25 protein-coding genes and 3 pseudogenes are annotated in these 26,735 nt (G+C 37.3%); 21 read left to right on the forward strand and 7 right to left on the reverse strand.

From position 1 onward, the window contains the following. Nucleotides 1-68: 68 nt before the first annotated feature. A complete protein-coding gene (locus tag BDR01S_RS07920; protein ID WP_066251264.1) occupies nt 69-293 on the reverse strand; it encodes a DUF1128 domain-containing protein in 225 nt (74 codons plus the stop codon). 229 nt (nt 294-522) lie between these two features. Here BDR01S_RS07920 and BDR01S_RS07925 point away from each other — a divergent pair, with 229 nt between their 5' ends. Then, nucleotides 523-894, forward strand: a complete 372-nt coding sequence (locus BDR01S_RS07925) for a YtxH domain-containing protein (protein WP_066251267.1) — start codon at nt 523-525, stop codon at nt 892-894. Nucleotides 895-907: 13 nt separating this feature from the next. Next, the gene (locus BDR01S_RS07930) at nt 908-1,744 is read left to right on the forward strand and encodes a YihY/virulence factor BrkB family protein (protein WP_066251271.1); all 837 of its coding nucleotides are present in this window, start codon (nt 908-910) and stop codon (nt 1,742-1,744) included. A gap of 243 nt (nt 1,745-1,987) precedes the next feature. On the opposite strand, the gene BDR01S_RS07935 is transcribed toward BDR01S_RS07930, so the two are convergent. Both BDR01S_RS07935 and BDR01S_RS07940 read right to left on the reverse strand, forming a co-directional pair. Next, complete coding sequence (locus tag BDR01S_RS07935; RefSeq protein ID WP_066259716.1) at nt 1,988-3,901, reverse strand: heavy metal translocating P-type ATPase; 1,914 nt, start codon at nt 3,899-3,901, stop codon at nt 1,988-1,990. 172 nt (nt 3,902-4,073) lie between these two features. Further along, a complete protein-coding gene (locus BDR01S_RS07940; protein WP_066251272.1) occupies nt 4,074-5,252 on the reverse strand; it encodes an MFS transporter in 1,179 nt (392 codons plus the stop codon). 212 nt (nt 5,253-5,464) lie between these two features. Here BDR01S_RS07940 and cax point away from each other — a divergent pair, with 212 nt between their 5' ends. From cax to BDR01S_RS08010, 14 genes are all read left to right on the forward strand, one after another. Beyond that, on the forward strand, nt 5,465-6,505 hold the full coding sequence (gene cax / locus BDR01S_RS07945; RefSeq protein WP_418303038.1) for a calcium/proton exchanger: 1,041 nt from the start codon (nt 5,465-5,467) through the stop codon (nt 6,503-6,505). Between the two features lie 388 nt (nt 6,506-6,893). Next, entirely contained in the window at nt 6,894-7,511 is a 618-nt protein-coding gene (locus tag BDR01S_RS07950; RefSeq protein ID WP_066251279.1) for a YczE/YyaS/YitT family protein, read from the forward strand. Nucleotides 7,512-7,599: 88 nt separating this feature from the next. Beyond that, on the forward strand, nt 7,600-8,409 hold the full coding sequence (locus tag BDR01S_RS07955) for a YfkD famly protein (protein ID WP_066251281.1): 810 nt from the start codon (nt 7,600-7,602) through the stop codon (nt 8,407-8,409). Nucleotides 8,410-8,542: 133 nt separating this feature from the next. Continuing rightward, nucleotides 8,543-8,740, forward strand: a complete 198-nt coding sequence (locus tag BDR01S_RS07960) for an SE1561 family protein (protein WP_066251284.1) — start codon at nt 8,543-8,545, stop codon at nt 8,738-8,740. A 161-nt stretch (nt 8,741-8,901) separates the two neighbouring features. Further along, nucleotides 8,902-10,443, forward strand: a complete 1,542-nt coding sequence (locus tag BDR01S_RS07965; RefSeq protein ID WP_066251286.1) for a fumarate hydratase — start codon at nt 8,902-8,904, stop codon at nt 10,441-10,443. A gap of 547 nt (nt 10,444-10,990) precedes the next feature. After that, nucleotides 10,991-11,758 carry a delta-lactam-biosynthetic de-N-acetylase gene (gene pdaA, locus BDR01S_RS07970; RefSeq protein WP_066251288.1) on the forward strand — a complete coding sequence of 256 codons (768 nt, stop codon included), beginning with the start codon at nt 10,991-10,993 and terminating at the stop codon, nt 11,756-11,758. An 88-nt stretch (nt 11,759-11,846) separates the two neighbouring features. Further along, nucleotides 11,847-12,602, forward strand: coding sequence for a class I SAM-dependent methyltransferase (locus BDR01S_RS07975; protein WP_066251290.1), 756 nt, complete (start codon nt 11,847-11,849; stop codon nt 12,600-12,602). Between the two features lie 204 nt (nt 12,603-12,806). Further along, nucleotides 12,807-14,177 (forward strand): sulfurtransferase, encoded by a 1,371-nt coding sequence (locus BDR01S_RS07980; RefSeq protein WP_066251295.1) that lies wholly within the window; start codon nt 12,807-12,809, stop codon nt 14,175-14,177. Between the two features lie 67 nt (nt 14,178-14,244). After that, nucleotides 14,245-14,655 carry a hypothetical protein gene (locus BDR01S_RS07985; protein ID WP_066251297.1) on the forward strand — a complete coding sequence of 137 codons (411 nt, stop codon included), beginning with the start codon at nt 14,245-14,247 and terminating at the stop codon, nt 14,653-14,655. A gap of 118 nt (nt 14,656-14,773) precedes the next feature. After that, a complete protein-coding gene (gene rlmD, locus BDR01S_RS07990) occupies nt 14,774-16,156 on the forward strand; it encodes a 23S rRNA (uracil(1939)-C(5))-methyltransferase RlmD (protein ID WP_066251299.1) in 1,383 nt (460 codons plus the stop codon). A gap of 235 nt (nt 16,157-16,391) precedes the next feature. Next, the gene (locus BDR01S_RS07995; RefSeq protein WP_066251300.1) at nt 16,392-16,637 is read left to right on the forward strand and encodes a DUF6429 family protein; all 246 of its coding nucleotides are present in this window, start codon (nt 16,392-16,394) and stop codon (nt 16,635-16,637) included. Between the two features lie 46 nt (nt 16,638-16,683). Further along, nucleotides 16,684-16,932, forward strand: coding sequence for a hypothetical protein (locus tag BDR01S_RS08000; RefSeq protein ID WP_066251304.1), 249 nt, complete (start codon nt 16,684-16,686; stop codon nt 16,930-16,932). 9 nt (nt 16,933-16,941) lie between these two features. Next, nucleotides 16,942-17,277 carry an HI_0787 family protein gene (locus BDR01S_RS25710; protein WP_501193413.1) on the forward strand — a complete coding sequence of 112 codons (336 nt, stop codon included), beginning with the start codon at nt 16,942-16,944 and terminating at the stop codon, nt 17,275-17,277. A gap of 39 nt (nt 17,278-17,316) precedes the next feature. After that, nucleotides 17,317-17,538 (forward strand): hypothetical protein, encoded by a 222-nt coding sequence (locus BDR01S_RS08010; protein WP_066251306.1) that lies wholly within the window; start codon nt 17,317-17,319, stop codon nt 17,536-17,538. 383 nt (nt 17,539-17,921) lie between these two features. Here BDR01S_RS08010 and BDR01S_RS08015 read toward each other — a convergent pair whose 3' ends face one another. Next, nucleotides 17,922-18,401, reverse strand: a complete 480-nt coding sequence (locus BDR01S_RS08015) for a VOC family protein (protein WP_157406124.1) — start codon at nt 18,399-18,401, stop codon at nt 17,922-17,924. A 301-nt stretch (nt 18,402-18,702) separates the two neighbouring features. On the opposite strand from BDR01S_RS08015, the gene BDR01S_RS08020 reads away from it, so the two are divergent. The 4 genes and pseudogenes from BDR01S_RS08020 to BDR01S_RS26475 all read left to right on the forward strand — a co-directional run. Continuing rightward, nucleotides 18,703-19,542 (forward strand): hypothetical protein, encoded by an 840-nt coding sequence (locus BDR01S_RS08020; RefSeq protein WP_066251310.1) that lies wholly within the window; start codon nt 18,703-18,705, stop codon nt 19,540-19,542. Between the two features lie 378 nt (nt 19,543-19,920). Beyond that, a pseudogene (locus tag BDR01S_RS08025) lies at nt 19,921-20,169 on the forward strand (hypothetical protein). Between the two features lie 332 nt (nt 20,170-20,501). Continuing rightward, the gene (gene arr / locus BDR01S_RS26725) at nt 20,502-20,915 is read left to right on the forward strand and encodes an NAD(+)--rifampin ADP-ribosyltransferase (protein WP_066259718.1); all 414 of its coding nucleotides are present in this window, start codon (nt 20,502-20,504) and stop codon (nt 20,913-20,915) included. A gap of 105 nt (nt 20,916-21,020) precedes the next feature. Beyond that, nucleotides 21,021-21,208, forward strand: a pseudogene (locus BDR01S_RS26475) (hypothetical protein); the annotation flags it as partial. Between the two features lie 96 nt (nt 21,209-21,304). Here BDR01S_RS26475 and BDR01S_RS25270 read toward each other — a convergent pair. The 3 genes and pseudogenes from BDR01S_RS25270 to BDR01S_RS08040 form a co-directional block, all read right to left on the reverse strand. Beyond that, a pseudogene (locus tag BDR01S_RS25270) lies at nt 21,305-21,411 on the reverse strand (transposase); the annotation flags it as partial. Nucleotides 21,412-21,437: 26 nt separating this feature from the next. After that, complete coding sequence (locus BDR01S_RS08035; RefSeq protein WP_066363109.1) at nt 21,438-23,348, reverse strand: sigma 54-interacting transcriptional regulator; 1,911 nt, start codon at nt 23,346-23,348, stop codon at nt 21,438-21,440. A 260-nt stretch (nt 23,349-23,608) separates the two neighbouring features. Next, nucleotides 23,609-24,895 (reverse strand): MFS transporter, encoded by a 1,287-nt coding sequence (locus tag BDR01S_RS08040; protein WP_235846518.1) that lies wholly within the window; start codon nt 24,893-24,895, stop codon nt 23,609-23,611. A gap of 386 nt (nt 24,896-25,281) precedes the next feature. Between BDR01S_RS08040 and BDR01S_RS08045 the strand changes: the two genes are divergently transcribed. After that, nucleotides 25,282-26,493, forward strand: coding sequence for an MFS transporter (locus BDR01S_RS08045; RefSeq protein ID WP_066251314.1), 1,212 nt, complete (start codon nt 25,282-25,284; stop codon nt 26,491-26,493). Nucleotides 26,494-26,735: the final 242 nt, after the last annotated feature.

Raw genomic sequence — 26,735 nt, forward strand, 5'->3', positions numbered from 1 at the left:
ATTTGGTTTGTGATTAACCATTTTGCACCTCACATGAATCCATTAATATGAAATAACGGGTTTTTGACTTATTTTTTTCGAAGGCTTCCCAATTCTTCCACTAATGCCTGCATTTCATTGGGACTAAATGAATTCTTTCTAAGTACCATGTCATAAATCTCTTTTAATTCCTCGTACATTTCTTCATCAAAATGAGAAGGCTTTATGGCGCCAAGGTTCAGAACCTTAAGTTTTTCCTTTATTTGTTCAATCATATATTCGACATTCTCAATCGATTTTTCAGATAAATTCATTTCGGTCACCCTTTTCGAATTAATATATTCATCTTTTCATGTTGAAAATTATATGTCAATATAAACATCCTCGAATAACTCCAATTAGTTTAGCCAAAAAAGTGGATAAAAGTATCAACTGGACTTGCGTCGAAATCCGCTATGAAGCAAAATAAATGAAAGAGGGAGTTTGGTATTTTTTTTATGTGGTAATTTAATGATAATAATAATGATTAAAGGAGACGTTAACATGATAAAGAAAAATCAATTTTGGCGCGGAATGTTACTCGGGGCACTTGCTGGCGGGGCGATCAGCCTATTAGATAAACAAACACGCGAAGTAATGTGTGAAAATGTACAAAAAACCACTAGTAAGGTGACCTATGTTTTGAAAAATCCCGGAGAGGTAACTGAAAAGGTAAGGGAGACGGCAGAGAAATTAAAGACTACCGTTAAGCAGGTCAGTGAAGACATCACTTACATAACAGATAAAGTGGAGGAGTTCCGAGAAATAACCCCTCAGGTAACTGACATTTTGAAAGAAACGAAGGATGCCTTCACAAAAAGTGACGAAGAACTCCTATTAGCAGAAGTGGTGGGAGAAGAAGAAAAAATTCATTAAAAGGAGGATGGAAATGGAAAAGGGGGGGAATGTCCGCTCTTCTTTACTGAAATTACTTTGGCATAGAATCGATGAAGATGATCTTCCTGGATTAAGTGCACAGTTGGCCTATTACTTTCTATTGTCCTTATTTCCGCTCCTGATTGTTCTATTTACACTTTTGCCTTATATTCCGATACCTCATCAAGATATGCTGGGGCTGATAAGAGATTTTGCACCAGTGGAGGCAATGGACCTTATTGAGAAAAATGTCCATGATATTATGAACGACCGGAATGGCGGTCTGCTTTCGTTCGGGATCATCGGTACAATTTGGTCGGCGTCAAACGGAATCGAGGCCATTGTAAAGGCATTAAATAAGGCATACAACGTCAAAGAGAGCCGCTCATTTATAGTTTCTAGAGGAATGGCTATTCTATTAACCTTTGGAATGATTTTGGTTCTAATTCTTGCGATTGTTCTTCCAATATTCGGCAGAGAAATAGGTCTATTTTTATTTTCTCGAATGGGCTATACCACAGAATTTATTAAGTTATGGGATACGCTTAGCAGGCTGGTTAGTGCGATTATTTTGTTCCTAATTTTTACAGGATTGTATTGGATTGCACCGAATGTAAAATTAAAATGCCGTAGTGCCTTTCCGGGGGCCGCTTTTGCAACCATTGGATGGATTATTTCCTCGCTTGGCTTAACATTTTATGTGGGAAATATCAGTAATTATTCGCTAACCTATGGCAGTATTGGGGCAATAATTGTCTTAATGATCTGGTTGTACATATCGGCATTTATTATTATTTTAGGTGGAGAAATAAATGCCTTTTATAGTGAAAAAAGCCGTAAAAACTGCTAATAGTTACCTTCATGAAAATAGCCCATCTGTTTAAACTAAGATAGAAGGCTAATTAATTTAACTTCAGGGAGGTCACTAACATGACAAAGAAGACTAAAAAAGATGGCGGTACAAAACAAAAAGGTAAGGGAAGTAAAGGAAATAAAACTTCCAGTTCTGCGAACGGCTCAAATGGCTATCACTAATGGGTTACAATCCCTATAAAAAAAGGCCGGATGAATTTTCATCCGGTCTTCTTATGGTTTATTTTAATAATCTTAGGCTATTTAGAATAACTAAAATAGTACTGCCTTCATGACCGATTACTCCATAGGGCAAATCGAGCATCTGAAAGAAATTCGATGAAATTAAGAGCATGATAACGGTGATGGAGAAAATAACATTTTGCTTAATAATTCTATTCATACGCTTCGAAAGATCAATCGCCTCGGCAATTCGCGGCAAGTCATTCTTCATTAGGACAATATCCGCAGTCTCAAGGGCAACATCCGTGCCACCGCCCATGGCAATACCGACATTAGCAATTGCCAATGCAGGTGCATCATTAATCCCATCACCAACCATCGCCACTGTTTGAAACTTTGCTTTCAAACTCTTAAGTTTTTCGACTTTGACCTCGGGTAAGCATTCGGCGAAAAATTCATCGACATGGCTTTCATTGGCAATCGCATGAGCTGTCTTCTCACTATCACCTGTCAGCATAACTGTATGGATACCTTGCTTTCTTAAATGGTCAATCGCAAGCTTTGTTTCCTCGCGCACGACATCCTTCATGGCAATGATTGCACTCAGTTCACCGTTTATCTCAATAAATACAAGTGTATTGCCAAGACTTGCAAGGTCTCTTGCTTTACCTTCAGCAAATGTGTCAATATGTTCATTGTCAACAAAGGCAGCCTTACCAATTTTCCACTGTTCTCCGTTAATGGTCGCCCGAACACCCCAGCCTGGTACATCCTCAAGGCTTTCTGGATAAAGTAGTTCCTTGGTGATGTTCGATTTCACGTAGTTCACAATCGCGTTTGCGAGCGGGTGGTTCGAATGGCTTTCAATTGAAGCTGCTTTCCAAATAAGATCCTTTTTATCAAGCCCTTCTTTAACAAACACTTCAGTTACTTCCGGTTTTCCTTTGGTAAGTGTTCCCGTTTTGTCAAAAGCAATTGCCCCAAGATGGCTTAAATTTTCAAGATGAACCCCGCCCTTAACCAATATCCCATGCCTTGCCCCATTAGAGATGGCAGATAAAGTGGCCGGCATAATGGAAGCAACTAGGGCACAGGGGGATGCAACCACTAATAAAATCATTGCCCTGTAAAAGGATTCCTGCCAACTCCAGCCTAATATAAAGTGTGGAAGGAAGAACATCAGTAACACAACTGATAGAACTACTTTTACATAGGTTCCTTCAAAACGTTCAATAAACTGCTGGCTGGGAGATTTCTCACTTTGAGCAGATTGAACGAGTTGAATAATTTTATGAAATAGGGTATCATGACTTTCTTTTGTAACTTGGACTGTAATTGCGCCAGTCATGTTAACCGTTCCGGCAAATACAGTTTCCTCTGCCCCCTTTGAAACAGGCATAGATTCTCCCGTTATCGCTGCTTCATCGATATTCGTGTGTCCTTTGATGATCATGCCATCAGAAGGGACACGTTCCCCAGGCTTAATTAAAATAAGATCACCGACACGAAGCACTGAAACTGGAACTTTTTTTTCATAACCACTTGAGATAAGCAAGGCTTCATCTGGCTGAAGCTTCATTAAAGAGGAAATTTCTTTGTGGCTTTTATTCATGGTATAGGTTTCTAATGCTCCACTAACAGCGAAAATGAAAATGAGCATAGCACCTTCTGTCCAGTAACCAATAATGGCTGATCCGATTGCAGCAAAAATCATTAACATTTCAACATTTAATTCTTTATTTTCATAGGTCGCTTCAATACCCTCTTTTGCCTTTGCAAATCCACCAATAACAAAAGCCAGAAGGTAAGCAATGATTGAATCCGCACCATCTCCATACTTATCAAGGATCCAGCCAGCTGCGATAAATCCACCACTTAAACCAGCCGCAATTAATTCTGCGTGCGGTTTAATTTTTTCTAAGAAACCTACTTTGTTTATACTCTTTGTTAGAGCCTTTGCTTCGGTATTCAATGAATCTCCCTCCCCATTATCTAATTGATAAGAATAATCAAAGTCAATCCCCTTAAAAAACACGAAAGCTGTCATCAAAGAGATGACAGCAACATTCTTAAATTTCACTTTATTTACCTTTATCTTACCACATATTTTATGCTTAAGATATGAATTTGCTCCATAATAGGGATTAAGATTTTTGTTGTTCGAAAGCCAAAAAAGTTTTTTTTCCAAAAGCGAAGATGATAATAGATAAGGCTAAAAGCATTGTGCTAATGATATAGAAGAAACTCACATTTTCGGAGAATTTAATGAACAATCCCCCAATGATAGGTCCACTTAAAGACCCAAGACTAAAAAAGATCCCACATAGTAAATTTCCTGTCGGAAGAAGGCTCTTTGGAACCAAATCGGTCATGTAGCTAATACCGAGCGAGAAGGTAGAACCGACTATCATCCCAGAAATGAGGAAAGCTACAAACAGTCCAACAAAGGAGTGCTCCAGGAAACTGGCTGCTGTAAAGCTGAAAAATCCCAAAAAAAGAATAGTTATTAAGAGATTTTTGCGCCCATACTTATCGCTAATGATTCCTAATGGCAGTTGGGTAATAATACTACCGACGGCAAAAGCCGCTAACACCATGGAAACACTGGTTACGTCTATACCCATTCTTAATGCATAGACAGGAAAACTGCCGTTTAAGGAGGATTCTAAGAAGCCGTATGAAAAGGGCGGCAAGAAAGCAACCCAACCGTATTTCAATGCCTTCCTAAACTGTTTGATCGTTGCTAAGAATGAATTGATACCAGCTTCCTGTTCAGGAAGTTCATTTTTAAGAGTAAAAACAAACACCCAGCCAATAAAACATAAAATCGAGGAGACAATAAAGGGCAGCGATTGATTTACGTTTACTAATGGTGTCATTAGAGGACCAGAGGCAAAACCAATCCCAAAAAACAGGCCATATAGTGAAATGTTTCGTCCCCTTCTTGCAGCCGGAGAAGAGGAAGTGATCCACGTTTGTGTGGCAAAATGGAGGGAATGGTCGCCAATGCCAATCAGCAACCTTAGGGCAAACCAAAACCAAAAGGTCTTCCATAATGGAAACAAAGCGAGTGAGACAATGACGAGCGCCCCTCCAAAGATAATCACTGGTTTATACCCGTATTTTCGGAGCGGCATTTCCATAAAAGGGGACACAAGTAAAATTCCGATATAGAGTGCTGTGGCATTTAAGCCATTTAATGAAGGAGAGACGCCACTTTGCTCAAAAATGACTGCAATAAGCGGTAACAGCATTCCTTGCGAAAAACCAGAAATAGCCACGATACTTACCAATATCCAGAAACGATGGTTATTTTTATTCATAGAACTTCCTCAATTCTGAAAGGTCATTCATTATTTTTAATAGTACCTAAATGATGGTACCGAGAAAAACTTCCATTTGCAAGTGAAAAATCTTACCTAGACATTTGTGTGTCTATTAGGTAAATTAAGGAATAAAAGGAAAAAAATGATATGTAGAGATGTTAAGCAGATTACATATAGATTATGGAGGGAATACAGTGAACAGGATTTTTATGCTTATGACACTTATTGGGGTACCACTTTCAGTGATTGGATCACTTATGCATTGGTCTAATATCATTTTATTTATCATTTATTGTTTAACGATCGTAGCATTAGCCAGTTTTATGGGGAGGGCAACAGAGAGTCTTGCCATCGTGGCAGGGCCGCGAATTGGCGGACTATTAAATGCCACCTTTGGTAATGCAGTAGAGCTTATTATTTCTATCTTTTCATTGAAGGCTGGACTTATTGGCATTGTGCTAGCCTCATTAACGGGTTCCGTGCTCGGAAACTTACTTCTTGTGGCAGGACTATCTTTTTTTATTGGGGGCATAAAATTTAAGCGACAATCTTTTAATGTATACGATGCTCGACACAATTCAGGACTGCTTATGTTTGCTGTTATTATTGCCTTTGTCATTCCGGAAGTTTTTTCGATGCACATGAATGAAACGAAAACTCTTTCTTTAAGTATCGGAATTTCAATCATTCTGATTATCCTTTATCTGGCTGCTTTATTCTTTAAGCTGGTAACCCATCGAGGTGTGTATCAGCACGGTAATGAAAAACCGGTACATGAGGAAGAAGAACCGGAATGGAGTAAAGGGAAGGCGATTGCTGTCCTTTTTGTGGCCACAATAGCAGTTGCATACATTTCTGAACACCTTGTCCATACCTTTGAATATGTTGGAGAAACACTCGGTTGGTCTGAATTGTTTATTGGGGTGATTATCGTGGCGATTGTTGGTAATGCAGCAGAACATGCCTCGGCGGTAGTCATGGCCTTTAAAAACAAAATGGATATTGCGGTAGAAATCGCAATTGGTTCTACCTTGCAAGTGGCCATGTTTGTTTTACCCGTACTTGTCCTTGTTTCTCTATTCTTTGAAACCACGATGCCGCTTCTTTTTAGCTGGCAGGAATTAATTGCAATGGTTTCATCGGTACTCCTGATGGTAGTCATCTCTAACGACGGCGAATCCAATTGGTTTGAAGGGTTAACTTTAATGGCTGCCTATTTGATTATGGGAATCGGCTTTTACTTACTCTAATTCACATTAAAAAGAGACTCTAAGCCTAATGGTGGCTTGGAGTCTCTTTTTAAATTTATAACATTTTAAATTCCTTCATGTACAGAGTAAATCACCTTACGTGTGATATAATGAAAAATAGCTTTTTGTAGGGTTAAGTATCAATCGCTTTTCTCTGGGCCATCAATCACCATCCTTCATGTTAATTTAGATACATGAACACGAGTGTTGAATCTCATATAAGACGGGAATCCCAACCTCCTTATGAATAAATAGGTTAATGGTAAGCGAATTGAGTACGGCCCTCCTTACTTGGTAGATTAAGTTTATTATAAAATAAAATTAAAATTTTGTAAATGTTCTGATTATTACACTTATGTTACTTTTTCAAAAAAAAAAGGAGCGACACATGAAATTACTTATTAGAGCTCTATTTTTCATTTTCGGTTTAGCAATTATGACTTTCGGTGTTTGTATGACAATTAAAGTAGCAGAAATCGGTGTAGGAGCATGGGATGCCTTAAATGTCAGCCTAACGGAAAAGGTTGGGTTATCGGTGGGAAAATGGGTGATGATTGACGGGGCAGTCTTAGTCATCGTTGTGTCTTTATTATTGAAAAAAAGACCGGATTTGCTTTCGCTGCTAACCATTATAATCATCGGTTCTCTGGTTGATTTTTGGTTGGGTACTGTTTTTGAATTATTTGAAGTCAACCAATTGATAGGGAAAATTGGGATGTTATTGATTGGGATCTTGATCATTGGATTTGGTGCATCTATTTATATTCAGGCCAAGTTCCCACAAAGTCCAATTGATAATTTTATGTTAGCGATAAAGGAACGGTTTCATGTGAATTTAATGGTTGCGAAGACAATTGGGGAAATTACCGCCTTAATTCCAGCATTTTTCCTAAACGGTCCTATTTCATACGGAACTATAGTTATTACGTTTACGGTTGGACCTGCCATTCAATTGTTTTTTCCATTTTTTGAAAAATTAATGGTGCGTCTTCAAGCGAAATATTGAAATTATTACTAGGATGGATAAAATATATCAACTCCGAAAAAACTAGTAGCAGACTGATTAATGCTATTTAGTGAAAGGAGTTTCGCTCGTGAAGAGAAATATCTCTATTCTAATAACCATGCTATTAATGTTAACTTTTATTCCGTCTGCCTACGCCCAAAAGGTCCCGGTGAAAAAAGTCGCGGTAAAATACCAAGTCCCGCCTTCGGTTCGGAATATTACTAAGGAAAATACGTATCCGAATTCGACCCAGGACCTGCCATTATTGCAACCCAGTGATTTAACGAAGAAGTTGATTAATTCTTCCAAGGTCAAGATTGAAAATCCGGATTTAATACGGATGCTGAATGAATCAAGTATTAATAGCACACCATTTGCGATTGGTTATCGTGCCATCGTTTACTTAGGTCAGTGGCCCTTGAATTATGAATCCACTGAGACCTCCCCAAATTGGGAGTTCCAAAAGATTAACACCAACTACTTTGATAATCGCGGCGGGAAAGTACCCTATCAGATCAAATATGTTCAGGAGTCGCAAAAGATTATCAGAGGCGGGCTGACTGCTAAAATCGCCAATGCTGAAGATGTGAAAAAAATGATGCTATTAAAGGCAATGGAAAAAACGCAACTTCCCCTTTCATTCGATACGATTATTGGTGCAGGCACGAAGAATGACCATATTTATAACATCCCGCCGAACCGCTTGGGCTATTTATTTGCCTATGCACCGGGTGTAAATGAAAAAGGTAAAGTAACCTACGGAGAAGTTTACTTAATGCTAAAAGGAAGTAAAAAGTTTATCGTGATTAAAAATGTCACCTCGCAAGGGATTGGAGCTTGGATCCCGGTGCAGGACTATGTTTCCTTTGGCTTTGCGGCATCTGAACGGCCACGCTGATAATGATTTAAATGGACTCCTGATCGTGGGGGTCTTTTTATTTTTAAAAAATAGGGCAAAATATGATTAATTGATTGTCAAAGGATCAATTTTTCGGTAGGATGAGAACGTTAACGAAAAGGAGTGAAACCGCTTGGGTAGTCCAATTGAAGATAAAAATACACAAGTCAATTTTTTAAAACAACGCTTAAATATGTTCATTGATGTGCTCGATGCCATTGATCCGGAGGATACGGATCTCGAGGATATTGACCGCTTAATTTCAATGTTAGATGATATGGAATCTAAATGCAGAGAATTTAATAACCGTGAAGTGAGTGAGTCTGTTTAATCAACAGGCTTTTTTTATTGAATTTATTTCCTTTAGCAAACAAGTAAACGATTCCAAGCTAATCCTTTAATTCAAGTGGTTTTAGGAGTATAATATAAACGTGCAAAAAATTGTAAAATTGAAAAAGATTACTGGGGAACATTGGGAGAGGGGTACTCGAATTGAATATTACTAAATTTCAAGAAAGCATGTACAAGCTAGTCGTTGAAACTTCTACAAAACTTCCTAAGGATGTACGCCGGGCTGTTAAAAGGGCGAAGGAAATAGAAAATGCCGGAACCAGTGCAGCCATGAGCCTTGCGACGATTACCAACAATATTAAAATGGCGGACGATCAAGTGTCACCCATTTGCCAGGACACTGGTTTACCAACTTTTAAAATTAAAACGCCGGTTGGTGTGAATCAGTTAGAAATCAAAGAAGCGATTCGTAATGCCATTGTGTTGGCGACGAAAGAAGGAAAATTGCGCCCGAACTCGGTTGATTCGCTAACCGGAGAAAACAGTGGTGACAATCTTGGTGCAGGAGTGCCGGTCATCAAATTTGACCAATGGGAAAAAGACTATATCGACGTTCGTCTGATTTTAAAAGGCGGCGGTTGTGAAAATAAAAACATTCAATACAGCCTGCCGTGTGAGATTGACGGCCTAGGCCGTGCTGGTCGTGACCTTGATGGCATTCGCAAGTGTGTTATGCATTCTGTCTATCAAGCTCAAGGACAAGGCTGCAGTGCTGGGTTTATCGGTGTCGGTATTGGCGGTGACCGTTCCTCCGGATACGATTTAGCCAAAGAACAGCTATTCCGTTCGGTAGAAGATGTGAACCCAAATGAAGATCTTCGCAAATTAGAAGAGTATGTGATGGAAAATGCGAATAAATTAGGAATTGGCACCATGGGCTTTGGCGGGGAGGCAACACTTTTGGGCTGTAAAGTCGGTGTAATGAATCGTATCCCTGCAAGCTTCTATGTGTCTGTTGCCTACAATTGCTGGGCATTCCGCCGTTTAGGCGTGAGTGTGGATCCTATTTCTGGTGAAATTAATGAGTGGATGTACCAAGACGGAGAATTCATTGATTTTGCCGAAGGAGAGGCGGCGAAGGAAACAGCAGCTAATTCTGAGGATGTTATCACGCTGCAAGCGCCAATTTCCGAAGAACAGATTCGTTCTCTTAAAGTTGGCGATGTCGTTCAAATTAACGGCATGATGTATACAGGCCGTGATGCAATCCATAAATATTTAAGCGATCACGACGCACCGGTTGATTTGAATGGACAAGTTATTTATCACTGTGGGCCAGTCATGCTGAAGGATGAGGCCGGTGAGTGGCATGTTAAAGCTGCCGGACCGACAACCAGTATTCGGGAGGAGCCATACCAAGGCGATATCATGAAGAAGTTCGGCATCCGCGCTGTTATCGGCAAAGGCGGAATGGGTCCGAAAACCTTGGCTGCTTTAGAAGAGCATGGCGGCGTGTACTTAAATGCGATTGGCGGTGCGGCCCAGTATTACGCAGATTGCATTAAAGCAGTTGAAGGTGTCGATTTAATGCAATTCGGAATCCCAGAAGCCATGTGGCATCTACGTGTAGAGGGCTTCACAGCCGTAGTTACAATGGACTCGCACGGAAACAGCTTACACGCAGACGTCGATAAATCTTCATTGGAGAAATTAGCTCAGTTTAAGGAACCGGTTTTTAAATAGGATATCTTTGAGATAGGCGCTTTGTATAGGTGCCTATTTTTTATGCACTAGTGAGGTTGAGGAAATTCCCAATAAATATCCAGGAAATGTCGTAAGTTTTGTGAAATATGTAATAATAGTCTGGAATTATGTAGTAGGTTTTGGAAAATATGTAATAAAGACTTGGAATTATGTAATAAGAACCAAAAAATATGTAGTAATTATCGTGGGGGTGATATAATTTCCAATTAATATCCAGTAGATGTCGTAAGTTTTGTAAAATAGGTAGTAAAAGTCTGGAATTATGTAGTAAGCTCCGAAAAATGTGTAATATTAAGCGATTACTTCTTGCTGATAAGACCCTCATTTAGCAATCCGGAAATACGGTCATTTCTTCTCTTGCCATCTTCAAGAGCAACCACATCATTTCTACCAAAACTAAATTTTCCCCATACGGGTACGAAAAAAGGCCGAATCTACCATCAGCCAACATTTCCTTTTTTAACCAATCATGATATTCCAATTAAAAACAAACAATAAAATTAAACAAAAAATAGGGGGAATATGGATGAGAAGATTATTGTGCATCCTCAGTATGCTTTTTTTATTAATACCTCAGAGTACATATGCGGCTGTATCAAATCAGCCAATTCATTGGGGCTTTAAAAAAGGGGCAAACGAACAGCCTGCGGAAGCAGGGGCCGAGCTTGATCAGGTAATCGAAAAATATGGTGCTTTTTATAAAAGTGACCCCAATAAAAGGATTCTTTACCTGACCTTTGATAACGGTTATGAACAAGGCTATACCCCACAGATTCTTGATATCTTAAAAAAGGAAAAGGTTCCTGCCACATTTTTTGTCACGGGGCATTACTTGCTTTCCGCAGGGGATATAGTTAAAAGGATGGTAAAAGAAGGACATATTGTCGGCAACCATTCATGGCATCATCCGGACCTGACAACCGTTAGTGACCAAAGGATTCGTGAAGAACTGGAAAAGGTCCGCGTCAAAACCAAAGAATTAACTGGTCAAAAAGAAATGAAATACCTTCGGCCGCCACGAGGAGTATTTAGTGAAAGAACGATGCAGATTGCTAAAGAACAGGGATTCACTCATGTTTTCTGGTCACTCGCTTTCGTCGATTGGAATGTAAACGCGCAAAAAGGCTGGCAATATTCTTACGATAATATTATGAAGCAGGTCCATCCCGGCTGTATTCTCCTTTTACACACAGTCTCAAAGGATAATGCCGATGCACTTGAAAAGGTTATTCAGGACTTAAAGAAAAAAGGCTACAAGTTCAAAAGCCTAGATAAATTTCCGATAAAAAAATAATTAAAGCTAAAGGCGAATTTTAATTAAATTCGCCTTTTCATGATTTATTTCTTAATATACAATATTATCCAGGGGGGAGGAATGTTTAATGAAATCCACAGAAAAATTTACGGACAAGGCAGAGGTTTATGAAAAATATCGTCCCAATTATCCCAATGAGTATGTTGATTACTTGCTGGCTGCAACGATGTTAAATGAGAATTCTACCATTGCAGATATTGGTTCAGGGACAGGCATATTCAGTAGACAATTACTTGAAAGAAACCTGACTGTTATTGGGGTAGAACCAAACGATGATATGAGGAAGAAAGCAGAACAATTGTTAAAAGAGAAAGTCCGGTTTATTTCGGTAAAAGGTGAGGCTGAGCAAACGACTCTCAAAGATAAAAGTGTTGATTTAGTTACGGTTGCACAGGCATTTCATTGGTTTGATAAAGAGAAGTTCAGATTGGAATGTAAACGGATATTGAAACCGCAAGCAAAGGTAGTGCTAGTATGGAATAGTCGAGATGGAGCAAGTGAGTTAAACCAGAAAAGTGCAGAAATTTGCCAAAAGTACTGTCCTAATTTTAAAGGGTTTAGTGGCGGAATTGACGAAACTCCGGAAGTTTACCAACAATTTTTTAAAGATGGAACTTATGAGTTCAAAAGTTTTCGAAATGACTTGGAATTAGATTTTGAAGGATTTCTGGGCAGATATTTGTCCGCTTCCTATTCTCCCAAAAAGAATGAAAACGAGTATGAAAACTTCCGGAATGCTCTATCAAATTTATTCGATAAATATAGTAATAACGGGCAAATAATCTTTCTAAATATAACCCGAAGCTATTTGGGGAAAGTGTAAATTTTATAAAATAAAGGCCGAATTCTTATCTGGAATTCGGTTTATTTTTTGCGTTGAAAACAATACGGCCATAGTTCTAATTATAAAAGCGATTCAATAGCATTGGTCTGATGGATAGAATGAATTTATTTAAGAAATTCATTTATTTATAATGGTTAAGGAATCAATATTTGTAACACGTAAATTTTAGGAGGAATAACGTTAATGGTACTTCATAGAAAAGCAATCCTATTTCTTTTGTTCAGCTGTTTATTAATCTTATCAGCAGCATGCTCAAATGTTTCAAAGTCAAGCAATGAAAAGGCTGATAAAAAGGATTCTACCAATTTAGCAGAATCTATTAAAACAGAGGACTTAAAAGCGAATATTGGAAAAAACGACTGGGTAATTGTTGATACAAGATCGAATGATGCATTTAATGGTTGGGCGTTAGATGGAGTGGAAAGGGGCGGCCATATTAAGGGTGCTGTAGATTTTTCTGCTAACTGGCTAAATGTAGAAGCTGATCAAAAAAATAAAAAATTATCAGATACACTGAAAAGTAAAGGGATTACTTCCGATAAAAAAGTCGTTCTTTACGATGCCAATGGGAAAGATGCTCAAAGCGTTGCAGAATATCTAAAAGGTGAAGGATTCAAAAACCTATATAAATATGATGTGAAGGAATGGGCAGCCAATCAAGACTTGGCAATGGAAAACTATCCGAATTACGAAATGCTGGTGCCACCAGCATGGGTTAATGACCTAAAGACTAATAAAAATAACGGAAAGCCTTACAAAATTTTTGAAGTCAGCTGGGGCGATGAAGCGAAGGATTATAAAACTGGCCATATTCCTAGGGCTGTCCATATTAATACGGACGAAGTGGAGGAAGGACCAGTTTGGAATCGTCTGCAAGATCAAGAACTTGAAAAGTTTGCATTAATAAATGGAATTACAACAGATACAACAGTTGTTCTCTATGGCAGTGATTCCATGCCGGCATTTCGTGTTGCGGTGATTTTGAAATATATGGGTGTTAAAGATGTAAGAGTTCTAAATGGTGGATATACTGCTTGGAAAAATGCTAAATACGATGTTGAAACAAAGGTGAATTCTAAAGAGTCAGTTCCAACGTTTGGAGCAACCGTACCTGCTAATCCGGATTATATTATTGACCTGGCAGAAGCAAAAGAAATTCTTGCTAATAAATCTACGAGCACATTAGTGGATATTAGAAGTTGGGATGAATACATCGGGAAAATATCAGGTTATGATTATATTAAACCAAAAGGGCGTCCTGCGGGTGCAGTATGGGGACATGCTGGTTCTGATTCAAGCAATCTTGAGGATTTTAGAAATATTGATCATACGATGAGGAACGGGTCAGATGTTTTGGCTATGTGGGAAAAAGATGGAATTAATCCTGACAATAAGCTATCCTTTTATTGCGGAACCGGTTGGAGAGCTGCCGAAGTATTATTTTATGCAGATGTTTTAGGTTTAAAAAATATTTCACTTTACGATGGTGGTTGGAATGAATGGAGTATGGATTCTTCCAATCCTGTTGAAAAGGGTGAACCAAACAAGAAATAATATCTTTTGGAAAAAGACAATCCGAATATTGGTATTGTCTTTTTCTATCGGCAAAGGAGATCTTACTATGATAAAAAAAATAACCTACTTGCTGGTTTTTCTACTTCAATTTTCGGGTATTATCTTAGCCATCGTCCTTGAAAATCTATCATCTAAAAAAATGGGAGTTGCCAGATATCTAACCTATAAAAAACAAGAATTTGAATCAACTTTATTTACTCCTTTTATTGTGCATCTTCTTATGTACCTTTTGATTGTGGGGACAATCGTGTGTTTAGCCCTCCTGTTGCTAAAAAAAGGAGGCGGAGTGGTTTTATTCGCAGCACTTGTCAATATTATTGGAATCATTTTTATTCGGTTTGAAAAAGAGCTGCAAGCCTATCACTTTTTTGTACTTGGCATATTAATCGTTCTAGTTATTCAATATGTTTGGATTATGTATTTCTACTTTAGAAAAAGAAGATCCGCGACTAAGTAACAACATCTAAAAAAACCGAATTTCAGATGGAATTCGGTTTTTTTGTATGAAACATGCTATAATACGGGGAAAATTAAAATGCTATTTTGAATTTATGGAATAATTTGGAGTGAAATAGATGAAAACTGATCAAAATATCAAAATCGAACTGAATCAAACCTTTCCGCTCACCATTAAAAGGCTTGGAATTAATGGGGAAGGCGTAGGCTATTTTAAAAAGCAGGTTGTCTTTGTACCAGGAGCCCTTCCAGGAGAAGAAGTTGTCGTCGAGGCAACAAAGATTAACCCTAAATTTGCTGAGGCAAAAATAAAAAAAATTCGCATTAAATCGCCGCATCGCGTCCTGCCACTTTGCCCGGTTTATGATCAATGCGGAGGATGCCAGCTGCAGCACTTGAAATACGATCAACAGCTTAAGGAAAAACGTGATATTATCATTCAATCACTTGAGCGCCATACCAAAGTTGACATTAGCAAGCTCGATATCCGTGAAACCATTGGTATGGAAGACCCTTGGGGATATAGAAACAAGAGCAGTTTTCAAGTAAAGGCGGTTGATGGCAAGGTCCTAGCCGGATTGTATGGCCTTAATTCCCATCAATTGATTAACATTGACAAATGTGCAGTCCAGCACGCACAAACAAATGAAGGAACAGCAAAAGTTAAACAAATTTTAGAGGAATTAAAAATTCCTATTTATAATGAAAAATCCAGAAAAGGTATTATCCGAACCATTGTCACGCGTGTCGGCATTCAATCAGGAGAGCTGCAAATCGTTCTGATTACCACACAAAAAGAATTGCCAAAAGTGGACATCATCATTCAGGAAATTCAAAAACGGCTTCCGAATGTGAAATCGATCGTTCAGAACATTAATGGACAAAAAACTTCACTTATTTTTGGAGAAGAAACATTACCATTGGCTGGTGAGGATTTTATCCAAGAGACACTCGGAGATTTACAATTCGAGCTTTCAGCAAGGACCTTCTTCCAGTTAAACCCTGTTCAGACGGTAAAGCTCTATAACGAAGTGAAAGTAGCAGCAGCACTGACGGGTCAAGAAAAAGTCCTCGATGCCTATTGTGGAGTGGGCACAATTGGGTTGTGGCTTGCAAACCAGGCAGCTGAAGTTCGTGGGATGGACGTCATCACGGAATCGATTGAGGATGCGAAGAAAAACGCGAAGCGTCACGGATTTACCAATACAAAATATGTACCGGGAAAAGCGGAGGAAGTTCTTCCTAAATGGGTCAAAAAGGGTTGGAAGCCAGATGTCATTGTCGTCGATCCACCTAGAACAGGCCTCGAGGGGCAATTAATCCAAACTATTCTTCAGGCAGAACCCAAAAAGCTCATTTACATCTCGTGCAATCCATCTACATTGGCTAAAGACATTCAGGACTTAGGTGCAAAATATGAGGTAAAGTATATTCAACCAGTGGACATGTTCCCGCATACGGCGCATGTTGAGTGTGTTGTGCAACTCATTCTTGTAAAGTAATATATATAGAATTTATGCCTATTCTTCGGAGTAGGCTTTTTGCGTAGCTCAGAAAGGGATTGATTTTAGACAAGATTTGGCACTCTTCGAGTCGTGACAGGCACCCAACTTAACAAGGGCTGATTTGAAGTGTTTTCAAGTCGGTCTGTTTTTTTAGTTTGAAAACAATATTATAATTTCCTGTCATTTCTATTAAGCTGAAGTTAATACTGGTGTAGTAAGGATTTTGTTGGACATGGAGGAAAAGATTAAGGAGCTTACTCTGTTATTGCTATACTTAACATCATGGAAAGAAAATGATCTTCCTGGAGAGATGAGGAGAAGTTGGAAGGGGTATCCGTTTGATATCTTAAATGAACTAACAGATGAGGAATTGCTCCGAGGTAGTACCCGGTCAAAGTCAGTTTATTTAACTGAGGATGGTATTAAAAAAGCTGAAGAATTAATGGGAAAGTATCTAGCGGACATAGAAAATGTGTAAGTAAAAGTATGGATTTGTTCAGAAGCAAAAAAGGGAGAGGGAGCATATGATTAAACAATTCTCTAAAGAGGTTTTGAATAAATTAAAATATTATGTTTATATTTACTCCGACCCGGAAACTGAAGAAATATTTTATGTTGGAAAAGGTATAGCGAATAGAGTATTTTCCCATTTATCTGACACTGAAGATATAGAAAAGAGTCGGCTTATTAGACGTATTTTGGATCGAGGGCTAGAGCCAAAAATTGAAATCCTAATCCATGGCTTGGAAGATGAGCATATTGGGAGAAGTTAATCAATTAATATCGCATTATGCGTTACACTTGTAAATGAGATTGCCAAGGTACAGATGGATAATGGAACGGTAAAGAATTTTTATTCCTTTGCCACCAAGTATTGTAGTCACCATAACCCAACGGAGTTTCCTATATATGATAGCTACGTTGATAAAGCCCTTCGCTATTTTAGGGAAATGGATAATTTTTTTCATTTTAAGAATGATGAATTAAAAAGATATATAGAGTTTAAAAATATTCTTCTTCAGTTTAGAACTTTTTATGAGCTTGAACCGTGTACATTGAAGGATATCGATAAATACCTATGGCTGCTGGGTAAAGAGAAGTTCCCTAATAAATATTAGGTTAAAGACATATAAGAAAATAATGGAGGGGTAAAGTTAATGAATGGAGAATTAATGTGGAATAGCATTATATCAAAACTTACGACTGTGGGCATTGAATTACAAACAACAACAGGTCTTTGGTTTAATGCGTCAACTGATAAAGGTAAATTATATGTAGATAAGGCAACAATCTATACACCATCAAGTAAATTATCAATGCGTAGACCAATCTCAAAAAATGATTTTTACTTATATACTCCTACCACGATCGCTGGGTAAATGGTGAAAGGGATAAGACATGAGGCTAGTAGAAAATCAAGAAATACAGCGTATATATTTGCACTTATAGAAAAATTTATATAATGGGTGAACATAGGCAAAAGAATTACTTCGTTTGTCATGTTTTTTACCCGCGAAAGCAAACCGACATACCGCTTATCGCCAATGCATTTGTCTATGGGTATCGTCTGGAAAATGTGTTAACGTTAAAGAGTTTAAAAAGTAAAAAAAAGCCTAATCCCTCCGTATTTTAGCGAAGAGTTAGGCTAATGGATCCTCCACAAACGTGCCCGATTACGGAAGATTAAGATAATTATTGATTGCTGCTTTAGCTTATTGAAAACGCTAAAGCATCATATATGATGCCATCTTCCAAAATAGTTTTATTTCTTCGTGGATTCTGTCCTCTCGTTAGCTATCTTCCCTCCCCAGCTAACAGGACTAACGTCTTTAACGTGCTCCGAAAAAGTCCATACATGCCCCTCTAAATCTTGGGCTGAATATTGACGCTCACCGTATTCCGTGTTGAAAATCTCCTCCAAAATGCGTGCACCCGAAGATATCGAATTCCTATAATGCACATCTACATTGTTGACGAATACCATAAGGGACTGCGTTTGGAGTCCAAGTTTACTAGGGCTTGTCATTGTTCGGCCCGAATTTTTAAGCATGACCCAGGCATTACCTTTATGTATCATCACACCATGAAGTTGTCCATCGGGGAGATTGAAATGATAGTCTTCGACGAAATCGAACACTGAAGTTAACCAAGCTAAGGCATCAGCAACGTTCTCATAATAAACATGCGGAAGGATGTGATCAGTTGGTACGGAACGATTTTTCACCATAAATAGACCCTCCATTTATTTGTCTATTTTACTAGTTCTCCAATTTTAAACAAACACCTCTTCGAATTTACATAGAATAATCTTAGACATCTTCCGACTGAGAATAATGAAAAAAAGTTTGATATAGCTGTCTTTCGCATTGAAAGATATACCACTTTTGGAAAAGTTTTTTCAGACTGTGACACAAGAGTATTCATCTCCCATTATCAAAGGGATAATGCAATTGTTTTTCTTCATTTGTTAATGACAAATGAAGAAAAACAATTATAATGTAGGTTGTTAATTATGTTCTTTCAAAAAAGGAGCCACCACAAGTATGCAAAACAATAAATTAAAAGTCATCATGCCCTATTTTTTGATGATACCTTCTATCATTATAGGGATACTGGCAATGATATCATATGGTGTAGACTCAAGTATTTGGATTCAAAATATAATAGTTTGGATTTTCGGAACCATTTTGGGGTGTGCTTTTTTAATCAGAAACAAGAAAAGTTATTTACACCAGGATAATTTTAGTTTTACTATTATTATTTTACTTTTATTAGTTTTACCATTTTTGTTTAATGGATTAGATGGTGTTCATCGTTGGGTATCGTTGGGACCAATAAGATTTAATGTAGCGGTGATTTTTTTGCCTTTACTAATTATTCAACTTTGGCGTTTATCATTAAAACGTCCTATATTTTATACAGTATTACTGACCTACATCGCATTAATCACATTGCTATTCCATCCAGATGCAAGTCAAGTAACTGCTTTTGCATGTGCTACTGTAGTTATTATCTGGAAAAAGATTACTAATACTATGCTAAAGATACTTTATCTAGCACTTACAGCTATTATTGTTATTCTATCATGGCTCTTCCTTGATGATTTAACTCCGGTTCCTTACGTAGAACAAATTATCTTTTTAGTTGCAGATATGGGGACTATCTGGCTTATTTTGGGTGTCATATCTCTTATATTATTATTGCTTCCCTTCTTTTTTGGGGGAAAAAAAACTGTTTTATCTTTATCACTAGGAGCTTATTGTCTAATAATGATCATTGCAACTTTCTTTGGGAATTTCCCAATGCCAATCATGGGATATGGAGTATCACCAATTATTGGTTATTCAATCGCCATCACTTTACTGAACAAAGTTAATAGATAACTTCAATGGGTTAGGAAGAATAACTAAAAAACTTGTTATTTTTTTTCGCGTTTTTTCTTAATATCTTTATTACGCAGTATTGTCCAACTGTAAAATAATGAAGAATTTATATAAAAATAGGTATAATCGCCTTTAAGATATTTATTATCTGTTAAAAACAACCCACATATGTTGAGTGTGTTATCAAGATCATTTTAAAATCCTTTAAACATTCCCAATCTTAGGACTGGGTTTTAGTATATAAAGGGTGCTTACATTACAGGAGTGATAATTTCGAGCATGTGTGACAAGTAGCTGAGCATTCTATGGTTTTGTATGATATTTCCTTTGAATCAATTATAATAAATTTAAGGAAAAGTAAGAGGAGGGCTGGCTAAAATGAAATGGCAAGAAGCGAGGGAGTTATTCCTAAATCAATTTCTTTTGGTTTCAATTCTTGATTATCATGAAGAAGGTGACAAGAAGATTGTCGATGTAGTAGCCCCAATAAGAACTATTTCTGAATAGGACGCAAACAAAGAATTCTTTCGCGCTAAAGAGGGAACTTTTGTTTATCACTCTTCTAATGAAGAATTTGTGATTCACATTCGAAGAGATCCTTTAATGAAAGTGGAGGTAATTAGATGAATATAAAATTTGATCCAAATAACGTCGTGATTAAACTCTGTATGAGTGGGATGGGATTGGAGGATAGTGGAAATATTGAAGATGCAGTCAAGGTGTTTCATAAAGCATGGCACGAAGCAACAGACGACTATGAAAGATTTATTGCAGCTTATCATTTAGCTCGTCAACAAAAGAGTATTACAGACAAATTAAAATGGATGGAAACATCTCTACAGTGTGCACTAAAAATAAACGATGATAATGTGAAGAGTGCATACTCAACGTTATATTTAAACATTGCCAAATGTTATGAGGAGTTGTGTGATACTGAGAATGCAAAAAGAAATTATGAATTGTCAAATTCATCTAAGGGTGCACCTTCTGATGTAGGACTATTTTACCATGGGACAAAGGCAGATTTGAAGGTTGGTGATTTACTAACAGCAGGTGGAAATTCAAATTACAAACCTGGGCTTAAAATGAACCACATTTATTTCACTGCTAATGTCAATGGCGCAGGACTTGCAGCAGCTTTAGCAAAAGGAGAAGGAAGAGAACGAGTTTATATAATAGAACCAACAGGTGAATTTGAAAACGACCCAAATGTTACTGACAAAAAATTTCCTGGTAACTTAACACGTTCTTATCGTTCAAAAGAACCTCTAAGAATTATTGGTGAAGTAACAGAATGGGCGAAACTGACAACTACGGATCGACGCGAATGGAACGAAAATTTAGCTAAAAACAAGGGCGAAATTATTAACTGAACATATTTCAAGATGTTACAATGCAAATGACTTTTTTAAAATAGAATAACAATGATTAGTGACCAACTCAGCATTGAATTTATATCTGGAATCGAAATAAGATCTCTAAGCTCTTTGAATCTTGCTTACAGAGAAGTAGGCGGGTATTACCGGCCCAAGATGAAAGAAAATATTAAGAACTGGTTGCTGCATATCCAGGTTCAATTGCTGAGTTGACATTGGTATCCTTCACCAGCACCCCATTTGTTGCCAAATACACTCCGCACATGTGGAGTGCTGTTCACTACTTGTAAGAAAAGATTAAGATGTAATAGTGAGTAGCGAGCCTTTCTGTTATAGAAGGGCTCTTTTAATGTGTTTTTTCAGCTATATCTAACTCATTCACTTTAACCGTAGAACTTTTTGATGCTTAGATGTTGTTTTATCCATCTAAAAAACAGCTCAATTGCCCAGCGCATTAATATATCTCTGAAATTTCTTCGGCGCTCAAATCAAAATGAACGTTCTTATAAAATGGGAGGATTAAGTAGAAGATTCAAGTCCTTTTTCGTTTAATTTTTTCCATAAAGTAGTACGACTGATCCCTAACTTTTCTGCTACAAGTTTTTTATTATTTTGATGAAGGTCTAGCATATGTTCAATTACTTGTTTTTCAATATCTTCCATAGTGCCATTTTCGACAATTAAGGTGTTGCTATTTTGCTTTAAATAATAATGATTTTCCGTTTCTTTAATGACATCTTTTATAAAGGCACTTTCATCCTTTGGGTGCCGAACCCTTAAGTGAAATCTTTCTATTATGTTTTCCAAATGTCTTATATTACCTGGCCAAGCATAAGACAAAAAAAATGCCTTAAGTTGTTCTGAAAAATCCTCATAACACAAAATGGACCCTAAACGTTTCAAGAAAGTATTCACAAGTATAGGAATATCCTCTTGGCGTTCACGGAGAGCAGGGACCTGTAGATGTAAAACACTAAGTCTAAAGTAAAGGTCTGAACGAAATTTTCCTTCGACAACTAAATCCCATAGATTTTGGTTAGTAGCCGCTACTATCCGAATGTCGACAGGCGTTACCCTATCACCCCCGACGCGCATGACCTCTTTTTCTTGAAGTACCCTTAACAAACGGGTTTGGATATGGTGAGGGATTTCTCCTATTTCATCCAGAAAGATTGTTCCTCCATGAGCTAATTCAAAGACTCCCTGACGTCCGCCTTTATTGGCTCCTGTAAAGGCCCCTTCAGCATAACCAAATAATTCACTTTCTAACAGGTTTTCAGGTAAGGCGGCACAATTTACAGCAACAAAAGGTCCCTCATTTCGTTTACTTTCGATATGTATACCTTGCGCAATTAATTCTTTCCCCGTTCCGCTTTCTCCAATTAATAGAACCGTAGAGCTTGTTGCTGCATACTCTCCTGCAAGTTTTATAACATCATTCATTTTTTCCCCGGTATGAACAATATCGTTCAAGGTGAAGCGGGCAACTAGTCCTTTTGAATGTAATTCACGACGGATTTTGTTCTCCAATTGCTGAATTTTTTTTATTTCACGACAGGTAATGACCGTTCCAATTCTTTCATTCTCTACTATCACTGGCTCATAGATCACGTTAATATTTTGTAAAGTAATATTACTATTATCTGAAAATATCCTTTTAGGGTTTAATAGGTCGATGAGCTGATGGTCATTAATTTCTTCAACATTTTTACCTATTACCAAATTCTCTTTAATTCCAAAAATCTTTTCTGCAGCAGGATTGAATGTTTCAATTTTACCATTTTTATTAACATACAAAATACCCTCTTCAGATACATTGATCACTGATTTTAATCGTTCTGCTTCTTTTTTTATCACTAAACGATCTTTAGCTACTTTACAAGCAAGCATTAGGGAACGTTTAATAGTTCGTTCACTAGTTGTTAGATTCATACTTTGCATTCCATGATTGCGAGCAACCTCTGACGCACGTATACCTCCGCCCACAACTACATCTATTCCCATCTTTTTCGCTGTTTTAACTTGATTAAGGAGTTCACCCCATGTTTTATACTTCAGAATGGTAACGGGAAATCCAAGTAAATCAATTATTTGGTTAAAATTAAATAGAAACCCGCTCTCAGGGTAAGTTATAAAACAGATTTTTTCCCCTAACTTTCTTGCTTTTTTAAATGCTTGTAATAGGTCAAAGTGATCGGAATCACTATATACAATCGGTAAATCTACGATATTACTTATTGCCTTTGCGGTTCCGGCACGACTAACAATGACTTCGTATCCACCTTTATCAATAATATTTTTTACCTCTTGAGCGGCTTCAAATAATATCCCCTCTACAACCGTAACCTTTAATTCTAATTCTGCGGCAATTCTTCTTATCATTTGTACCATTTCTGGGTATCCAGCTGTCATTATGATTTTAAAATCCAAAACAATCCCCCCGTAAAAAAACACTTCAGAAAACGCTCAATTTGAGTAAATAATGTTAATTATTTGAACATCTAGTCAAATAAATTAACGTAACTATAGAAATTATATCTTAATGAAGAGAGTTTTTAAACGGAATATTTTAAATTTTGTAAAATTAATTCAAAAAAGTAATCTCCCGAATTAACTGCTTTCACAGAAATTCGGGAGATTACCCCGTCAAACAAACACATGCTTTATTGGTTTAACCCTTCTAGTATAAACTATTGTGCTATTTCTTTAGATTCCTCTTTTTCATGATTCTGTTCCCTGCCACTTTCAAAAGGATCATACATTTTTTCACGAATAAATAGGGCTGGAAGGAGTCCACTTAAAGCATAGGCAACTGCTAATAATAAAAATCCGTAGCCAATTGTTTGGTTCATAGCAATCATCCCAATTAAAATAGGTGCTATTGCAGAACCTCCTCTTCCGATATTATGAGCTGCACCGACAGCCGTTCCACGTATATCTGTTGGAAAACTTTCATTCATATAAACTGCATTCACTGCATGTTGCATACCAAATAAAAATCCAAAAAGTGTTAGTAGGATCACAATATTTTCTGCCGTATGGTAATGAACAATTATAGGAATAGCAAAGGCCGTACTAAATGCACCAATAGCAAACAGTTTTCTTCTCTCGAATTTGTCAGCCAAAATACCGGTTATGATTTTTCCGATAATCATAGCTGTATAAGTACCTACAAGATAACTAGTCATGTTCTTAAAATCTAAATGCAACTCTTGTATTAAATAAGTAGGAAGCCAGCTGCTCACTCCGTAATAGCCAAATTGTAAGAAAATAGCTGTAAAAACCCAAAGTAAAAGGGTTTTCCGATTTTGGGGTTCTTTGAAAAGAGAAATCCATTCGTTTTGAAGCTTTTTCGCTTTCCGCAGCTCTTTCTTTCTCTGAACGCTTTCCTTCCATCCCTCGGGCTCTGGGATGGTGAATCTCATATAAATGGCTAATAGGACAGGTATAAGCCCTACTAAAAATAATGGGCGCCAACCATAGTTAGGCATAATGAGCGATGCAACCACTGTAGCAACAAGATAGCCAACGGACCAACCGGCTTGTACAGAGCCGCCAATCGTTGTGCGTTTCTCTGTGGGAACGTATTCTGAGACGAGCATATTGGCTACGGCAAATTCTGCGCCCAACCCTAATGCTGTGAAAAATCTTAAAATGATAAATTGCTCATATGTGTGTACAAAAGCTAAAAATCCTGTCCCGATGGAAAAAATCAACATAGACCAGGTGATAACTTTAACTCTCCCAATTCTGTCTGATAACCATCCGCTTATCAATCCACCAATGGACATTCCGATTATTGACCAAGTTGCGATTGCTCCAGCTTCAACTTTTGTCAGTTTGAATTCTTCCATTAAGTCTGGAAGGCTAAGAGAAAGCATTTGGACATCCATGGCATCCACCATTAACCCAAGAAAAGAGGAGACCAATACAATAATCCATAATTTGTTGTTTTTGGCTTTAATCGTTTTGCTCAAAAAATTCACCTCATTTTTTGTAAAGATGTGTAAGCGTTTTAGCTTTTTACCTTATAAGATTATATAATCTTGCTTTTTAAGAGTGATCATAAATCGAAAACACTTTCATTTGTTATTTAGCTTCTAATCTTCTTTTATTATAAGTCTTGCAAAATTATTGCCAAGGCTTATTTTTCTGATATATCAATAAAATTGATAAATGACATAATTTCAAAAATTCATATTCTTAACACTTTCGTTTACATTTTGAACGTCCAAAATTGTACAGTAACGACAAGAAGGACCTTAAATAGAAGAGTAAAAATAGATTGGTACATTTCTTGCAAGTTTTATAGTTGTATTGATTGGAATGAATCTTGTAATTAAAGAAGTAAGGTGGAGAAGTTATGAAAAATCCCATTTCCTTGTTTTTTGCAGCTGTTATTTTTGTTTTTATCCCTGTTTTTGCGGCAAGGCCGATGACATCTTTATTCGCTGAAGAGCTGAATGCGTCAATGTACGAAATAGGTTTGATAACAGCTTGCTATTCCATTACACCTTTAGTAATGGCGATTTTTGCTGGAAGATATATTGATCGCTATGGCGAGAGAATTCCATTATTTATTGGATCATTGGGAATCCTGATATCCTTGTCCCTGCCATTCATATTTCCAGTGATTCCAAGTTTATATCTTTCACAGATTCTTTTAGGAGCATCTCAACTGCTGGCGATATTATCCATCCAAAATGGAGTAAACAAGTCAGCTTCTAATCAAAACCGGGATAGGGCAGTAGGAACTTTCAGCTTCTTTTCGTCGATTGGAATGCTACTTGGTCCAGTATTTGGCGGATATGCTACAGAGCATTTCGGGTTTCGACAGTCATTTTTACTTCTTGCTCTTGTACCTTTGGTCTCTTTATTCATTTCCTTATTTGTTCCGACTTCGAAAAGAACAATGAATCAATCTAAGCAAAAATTTACAATTGGCTTTAAAGAATTACTATTAATCCCTAGCTTAAGCAGGACCATACTGGTCAGTATGGTCATTTTATCTGCGTTAGATATTTTTTACGTTTATTTTCCGTTATTTGCTCAATCATTGGGATTTAGGCCATCTCAGATTGGCTGGCTTTTAGCGGCCCAATCGCTTGGAAATACGTTATCTCGATTTTTTATGCCAAAATTAGTCGAACATTACGGCCGAATCACCATTTTATGGGTTTTTATGGGGATTGGGGCATTAGCATATGGCAGTATCCCCTTTATGCAGCAATTTGTATTGTTATTTTGTACAGCTCTTATATTAGGAGCCGGGTTGGGAGTGACGCAGCCTTTGACAATCATTCTTGCCTTCAATGCATCTCCTCATGGGATGACAGGAGAAGTGCTAGGAATTCGATTAGCTTCTAATCGATTGGCTCAAACCATTATCCCTTTCTTTTTTGCCAGCTTAAGCAATGTAATTGGTCTAGGACCTATCTTTTTTTTAAAAGCATTTTTGCTTATAATCGGTGCCCTGACAGCAAAAAGAATGACTGACCCCTCAGAGAAGCAAAAATCAGAGAATAAAAAACTGGATTTATCTGAAAGGAATATAACGGAGAAGCCCCATTTATAAACATGGATTCATGTTTTACAAAATCTTACATGATTATAAATTGAACATAAAACAGGGAAAGGTTTTATTTTTGAACACAGAAAAGTGGTCGTTTTTTTACGTCAATCTAAAAAATAAAGTGTAATTCATGATTGGATGAAATCTATGGGGTTTCATAGATAGGCTTATATCAAAGTAATTTCGAGAGTGAATTTAAGTTTGGAGGTAATGAGAAATGTTTTTGGCATGAATCTTGCTATATT

Origin of the sequence: Neobacillus drentensis NBRC 102427 (assembly GCF_001591445.1) — a bacterium.
Lineage (GTDB): Bacteria > Bacillota > Bacilli > Bacillales > Cytobacillaceae > Neobacillus > Neobacillus drentensis.